The organism is Rhizobacter sp. P1_G5 (genome assembly GCF_056405435.1).
Genome location: NZ_JBFUCB010000390.1, coordinates 1 through 5,782, shown reverse-complemented (window position 1 = coordinate 5,782; position 5,782 = coordinate 1). Strand labels below are relative to the sequence as shown.

At 68.3% G+C, this 5,782-nt stretch carries 7 protein-coding genes; 3 read left to right on the top strand and 4 right to left on the bottom strand.

Annotated elements, in window-relative coordinates:
* The 3 genes from AC1D12_RS22650 to AC1D12_RS22640 form a co-directional block, all read right to left on the bottom strand.
* On the bottom strand, positions 1-412 hold a 412-nt coding region (locus AC1D12_RS22650), incomplete at its 3' end, for a response regulator (protein ID WP_477843003.1).
* Between the two features lie 62 nt (positions 413-474).
* Entirely contained in the window at positions 475-1,119 is a 645-nt protein-coding gene (cheD, locus tag AC1D12_RS22645; protein ID WP_477843001.1) for a chemoreceptor glutamine deamidase CheD, read from the bottom strand.
* Positions 1,120-1,162: 43 nt separating this feature from the next.
* Positions 1,163-2,020 carry a CheR family methyltransferase gene (locus tag AC1D12_RS22640; protein WP_047507462.1) on the bottom strand — a complete coding sequence of 286 codons (858 nt, stop codon included), beginning with the start codon at positions 2,018-2,020 and terminating at the stop codon, positions 1,163-1,165.
* A 275-nt stretch (positions 2,021-2,295) separates the two neighbouring features.
* Between AC1D12_RS22640 and AC1D12_RS22635 the strand changes: the two genes are divergently transcribed.
* The 3 genes from AC1D12_RS22635 to AC1D12_RS22625 are packed head-to-tail and all read left to right on the top strand — an operon-like array spanning position 2,296 to position 4,201.
* Entirely contained in the window at positions 2,296-2,964 is a 669-nt protein-coding gene (locus AC1D12_RS22635) for a GGDEF domain-containing protein (RefSeq protein ID WP_465114227.1), read from the top strand.
* A 14-nt stretch (positions 2,965-2,978) separates the two neighbouring features.
* Entirely contained in the window at positions 2,979-3,797 is an 819-nt protein-coding gene (locus AC1D12_RS22630; protein WP_477842999.1) for a MinD/ParA family protein, read from the top strand.
* A complete protein-coding gene (locus AC1D12_RS22625) occupies positions 3,794-4,201 on the top strand; it encodes a group II truncated hemoglobin (RefSeq protein WP_477842997.1) in 408 nt (135 codons plus the stop codon). Before AC1D12_RS22630 ends, AC1D12_RS22625 begins: the two co-directional genes overlap by 4 nt.
* A gap of 18 nt (positions 4,202-4,219) precedes the next feature.
* Here the strand turns inward: AC1D12_RS22625 and AC1D12_RS22620 are convergent.
* Positions 4,220-5,782: hypothetical protein (locus AC1D12_RS22620; protein ID WP_477842995.1), on the bottom strand; the 1,563-nt coding region annotated here is incomplete at its 5' end.

The following is a 5,782-nucleotide window of genomic DNA, read 5'->3' as shown; positions in this document are numbered from 1 at the left end:
GCTTGCGGATGTGGGCCTTCGATGCGATGCGCACCTTGTCGGTGATGTCCTCGGCCAGCAGGCGCAGGCCGTCGGCGACGCCGATCTTCGGCTTCGCGACGAAATCGATCGCGCCGAGTTCGAGCGCGCGCAGCGTCACGTCGGCGCCGCGCTCGGTCAGCGTGGACACCATCACCACCGGCATCGGGCGCAGCCGCATCAGCTTGCTGAGGAAGTCGATGCCGTCCATGCGCGGCATCTCGACGTCGAGCGTGATCACGTCCGGGTTCAGGTTGCGGATCATCTCGCGCGCCACCAGCGGGTCGCTGGCCGCGCCGACGCACTCCATGTCGGGCTGCCGGTTGATGATCTCGGTGAGCAGGCTGCGCACCAATGCCGAATCGTCCACCACCACCACGCGTGTCTTTGCCATGTTCGTGCCTTGCAGGGTTGTCTCGCTGTCGCTGTCGTTTGTCTTGCGTTGTTGTCGGGCGGTCAGAACAGGTCCACCGAGCCGCCGCCGGTCGCGGCGGGCACGGCCTTCTGCGCGGCGATGCGGTCCTGCTGCACCAGCGCATCGGTGTGGGCCGGCGCCAGGCGCTTGACCATCGCCTTGCCGCTGCCAGGCAGGAAGCAGACCTTGCGCGGGTAGATGTCGAGCACGTCCTTCGACACGATCGGGATGCGCTCGGTCTTCAGGTAGTCGATCACGAAGCTGGTGTTGCGCTCGCCGACGTTCATCGTGTTCATGCCGCTGATGACCTGGCCGCCGCCGAACACCTTGGCTTCCATCGTCATGCGGTTCGCGCCGCGCTTCATCATCTCGTTGATCAGCAGTTCCATCGCGTACGAGCCGTAGCGGCCCGAATCGCCGGCACCGTCGGGCAGCATGAAGTRGTTCATGCCGCCGACCTTCGCGTTGCGGTCCCACAGGCAGGCGGCGATGCACGAGCCGAGCGTGGTCATGATCAGCATGTCCTCGTCGTGCACGAAGTACTCGCCGGGCAGGATCTTGACGGCGTCGTTCCTGAAGTGCGCGTCGTAGAAGAAGAACGAGGCCTCCCCCGGCTTGCGCGGCGCGCCCTTCAGGCGCTCGAGCCGGGAGCCGGCCGCGGGGGTGTTGGAGCTGATCAAGGCCATGGTCTTTCCATATCGGCGGGCTGCGGGGGGTGCTTGAGCAGGCTCAGACCCGTTCGTAGACCGTCTTGCCGCGCAGGCGGAAGATGTCCTTGGAATCCGTGAAATTCTCCGAATGCCCGACGAACAGCAGGCTGCCGGGCTTCATCACGCCGTGGATGCGTTCCAGCACCTTGCGCTGTGTCGGCGCATCGAAATAGATCATCACGTTGCGGCAGAACACGATGTCGAACGGCTCGCCGAGCGACCAGCGCGCGTCCATCAGGTTGTGCACGCGGAACTCGATCATGCGCGCCAGCTCGGGCTTCACGCGGATGAATCCGCTGTTGTCGCCCTTGCCGCGCAGGAAGTGGGCGCGATGGTGGTTGGCGGTCAGCCCGCGCGCATCGGCCGGGTAGACGCCGCGGCCGGCGGTGGCGAGCACGTTGGTGTCGATGTCGCTCGCGATGATGCGCACCGCGCTGTGGCCGAGCGCCTCGGCGCAGGTCATCGCGATCGAATACGGTTCCTCGCCGGTCGAGGCGGCGTTGCACCAGACGCGCAGCGATTGGCCGGCGCGCGCCTTCAGGTCGGAGGCGAGCGCATGGAAATGGTGTTCCTCGCGGAAGAACGAGGTCAGGTTGGTCGTCAGGCAGTTCACGAACTCCTGCCATTCGCGGTCGGCCTGCGGGCCGCTGGCGCCTTCGAGCCACTGCAGGTAGCTTGCGAAGCTGCGCTGGCCGGTCTCGCGCAGGCGGCGCGACAACCGGCTGTAGACCATCGCCTGCTTGCCCGCATGCAGGCTGATGCCGGCGCGCTGGTAGATCAGCTGGCGCACGCGTTCGAAATCGGCAGTGCCGAAGCTGAACTCCTGGTCGGATGCGTTGCGCAACGCGGCGAGTTCGGCAGGGGACGCAGCACTCATGAAGTCTCCAGAGATCGTTCGGATGTTGTTCGAGACGGGACCAGCGGACTCCGATGCGGCCACCTTCCACGGCTTATCGGTTGCCAGTCTGGGGACCTTGAGAGGCCCCCAAGGGTTGAGATGGGTGCCAATCACCGCGTATTTCAGGAGTGGGCGTGAATATGTCCGCTGCTAGACTGAATCCATACAGCCCCGGGCTCGACGTGTCCACATCTCCAGCAGTACCCGCAACGCCTGACCCGACTCCCGCACCCCAACTGCGGCTGGCCGCAGCGTTGCAGTTGCTGGGCCAGTCGGGGCACTCGTTGCCGGATTTCGCGCAGGTGGGCCAGACGGTGTGGCTGCAGTCGGTGATCGACGCGCTGTGCGACCTGTCCAGCCGCGACGCGCTGACCGGCCTGTCGAACCGCCGCCAGTTCGAGCTCGCGCTCGCCCGCGAGATCGACCGCGTGGCGCGCGCCGGCGAGCCGGCCCTGGTGCTGATGGTCGACATCGACCGTTTCAAGATGGTCAACGACACGCACGGCCACGCGGCCGGCGACCTGGTGCTGAAGGCCGTGGCCGCCTCGCTGATGAGCTGCGTGCGGCCGATGGACACCGTGGCCCGCTTCGGCGGCGAAGAATTCGCGATCATCCTGCCCAACTGCCCGCCGGCGTTCGGCCAGATGGTGGCCGAGCGCATCCGAAGCAAGGTCGAGGGCACGCCGGTCACGGTGGCGCGGCGGCAATCGCTGTCGGTCACGATCAGCCTCGGCGGGGCGTTCGCGCCGCAGTGGGTGCGCTCGTCGGCCACGTTGTGGATCGAACGCGCCGACCAGCAGCTCTACCGCGCCAAGCGCGAGGGCCGCAACCGCGCCTGTCTCGAGCAGCCGCCGGTGTCGCTCGTCAGCGCCGAGGAGAAGGGCATGCTGTTCGGTACGTCGCAGTTCCAGGACATTGAATGAATGTTGAGCAAGCGATGAGCACCCCAGAAACCGCCGCTGCTGCCGCGCCGCCTCCCCACACGGGGCACCGTGCGCGCACGCTGGCCGTGACCAGCGGCAAGGGTGGCGTGGGCAAGACCTTCGTGTCGGCGAACCTCGCGGCGGCCCTGGCGCGCCGCGGCGAGCGGGTGCTGGTGCTCGACGCCGACCTCGGCCTCGCCAACCTCGACGTGGTGCTGAACCTGTTCCCGAAGATCACGCTGCACGACGTGTTCACCGGCAAGGCGAAGCTGGAAGACGCGATCCTGCCGRCACCGGGTGGCTTCTCGGTGCTGCTGGCCGGCTCCGGCCTGGTCGAGTATTCGCGGCTGACCGCCGAGGTGCGCGAGCAACTGCTGAAGATCATCGAGACCGTGGCGCCGCGCTACGACCGCATCCTGCTCGACACCGGCGCCGGCATCTCCGACGTGGTGCTCTACGCCGTCTCGCTGGCCGACGACGTGCTGGTCGTCGCGACGCCCGAACCCACCTCGCTGACCGATGCCTACGCGACCATCAAGGTGCTCGCGACGCAGCAGCAGCGCACGAAGATCTCGCTGGTGGTGAACCAGGTCAACCGCGCCGGCGAAGGCCGCGTGATCCGCGGGCAGCTGCAGCAGGTGGTCGACAAGTTCGTCGCGCCGCAGCTGGCCGGGCCCGATCCGTCGCTGAAGCTCGAGCTGCTGGGCGAGGTGCCGATCGACCCCTCGGTGCGCGAGGCGGTGCAGAAGCGCCAGCTGCTGCTCGAATCGCTGCCCGGCTGCGAGGCCGCCAAGGCCATCGTGGCGATCGCTGCCAGGCTCGCGACGCCGTGAGCGAGGCACTCCCCGAATCCAAGCCCGCCACGCCGTTCGAATGGGTCGGTGGCGAGGGCGTCGTGCGCTCGCTGGTCGACCGCTTCTACGACCTGATGGACCTGGAGCCCGGCTATGCCGCGCTGCGCGCCGCGCACGGGCCCAGCCTGGACGCCRCGCGCGACAAGCTGTTCTGGTTCCTGTGCGGCTGGCTCGGCGGGCCGCAGCACTACGTGGAGCGCTTCGGCCACCCGATGCTGCGGGCGCGCCACCTGCCGTTCTCGATCGRCATCCTGGAGCGCGACCAGTGGCTCGCCTGCATGCACCAGGCGATGCAGGAAACCGAGCTCGACCCGGCGCTGATCACGCGGCTGCGCGAATCCTTCTTCCAGACCGCGGACTGGATGCGCAACAAGGGCGTCTGAGCGCCCTTGTTGTCGCGATCAGCGGGTGTGCGAGACCCGCACCGCGTTCAGGCCGTCCGACAGCCCCAGCTCGAAGCTGCCGCCGGTCGGCAGGTCGGCGCTCGACAGCGTGGCGGTGCCGCCGCGCAGGTCCTGTGCCAGGGTGCGGCGCTGCTCGGTGCCGACCCAGGTCACGGTCAGGTACGGGTGACGCGCCGCATCCCAGGTGAGCGTCAGCGCACCGCCGCTTTCCTGCACCTGCACCCGCGGAGCCGACACGGCCTGCGCGCGCACGGCGGTGCCGGCGGCCCTGGCCTGCGAGTTCAGCAGCGTCTTGCCGCCCTGCAGCACGGTGATGCCCTGGATCGCACCCGGGTTCGGGATCGTGAAGCCGAAGTGCTGCAGCGTGCTGTCATGGTCCAGCGTRCGCGGCGCAAACGGGATGTCCGTGGTGCCGCTGGCCGACACGATGCGCAGCGTGTACGCACCGGCCTCAGGGGCCTGGGGCCGACCCACCAGCGACTTCACCGGGTTCAGCTCGGCCGTGCCSGWSGCACCGATCTCGCCGCTGATCAGCAGCAGGTCYTGCGTGGCCGASGTCACYGCGGCRGCSGMCWCGTTGACCATCGAYTTGTCCGMCGGSGTCAGGTAGGTCTGCATCTTCCGGTAGTTGTAGTCGGAGAAGACCTGGCCGCCGCAGTAGCTCATGAKGTCGTGGCGATCGGTCGGGCGCGGGTCGTAGAAGGTGTTGCTGTCCGCCAGGTACGGCCAGATGTAGCGGCCGGCCTCGCCGAGGGTGGCATTCGGGTACGGGTAGTCCAGGTCGGGAACGGCGACGTCGCCGCAGGCCGCGTGCTGCAGCGAGAAGTTGTGGCCCATCTCGTGCGCCACGATATCGCGCACGGCGGTCGGCTGCTCGGGCATGTCGGTGCCGACGCCCACGTTGCCGCTCGGGTACGCGAGGCCGACGAGGCCCCAGGTGCGCTTCGGGATGAAGCCGTAGTAATGATCGTGCGTGGCAGCGCCTTCCAGCAGGTGCAGGTCGGCCAGTTCGCCGAGGATCTTGCTGTACGCCGTGCGCCAGTCGGTCTCGGTGGTGGGCAGCGTGGTCACGCGGCTCGACACGTAGGTCGGGTGCGACTGCACGCTGACCGACGAGACCGGGAACAGCGCCTGCAGGTGGGCTGCCTGGCTCACCGGCAGCTTGCCGGCGGTGCCCGCGATCTGGACCGAGATCGGCACGAACTTCATCGGCGTGCCGCCGCCGACGCGCGGCGTGATGGTCTTGCCTGCAGCGCTGCCGATCAGCGCGGTGAACTTCACGCCCGTCTTGACCAGATCGGCCGGCACGGTGGCGGTGTACGAATCGGTGAAGCTGGGCACGGCCGACACGGCGGCCGGCAGCGCGCCGGTGGGGGCCGTCAGCAGGAGGTCGCGCATGGCGCCGTCGGCGCTGGTCACGCGCAGCGTGCCGCTCGGCTTGGTGCTGGTCGTCTTGCCGATGCTCGTGACGTTGACCTTCACCAGCGCGGCCTTGCCGGACACCAGCACCAGCGCGCTGTCGTCGCTGTTGAACAGCAGCGATTGCGCGACCTGGATGCC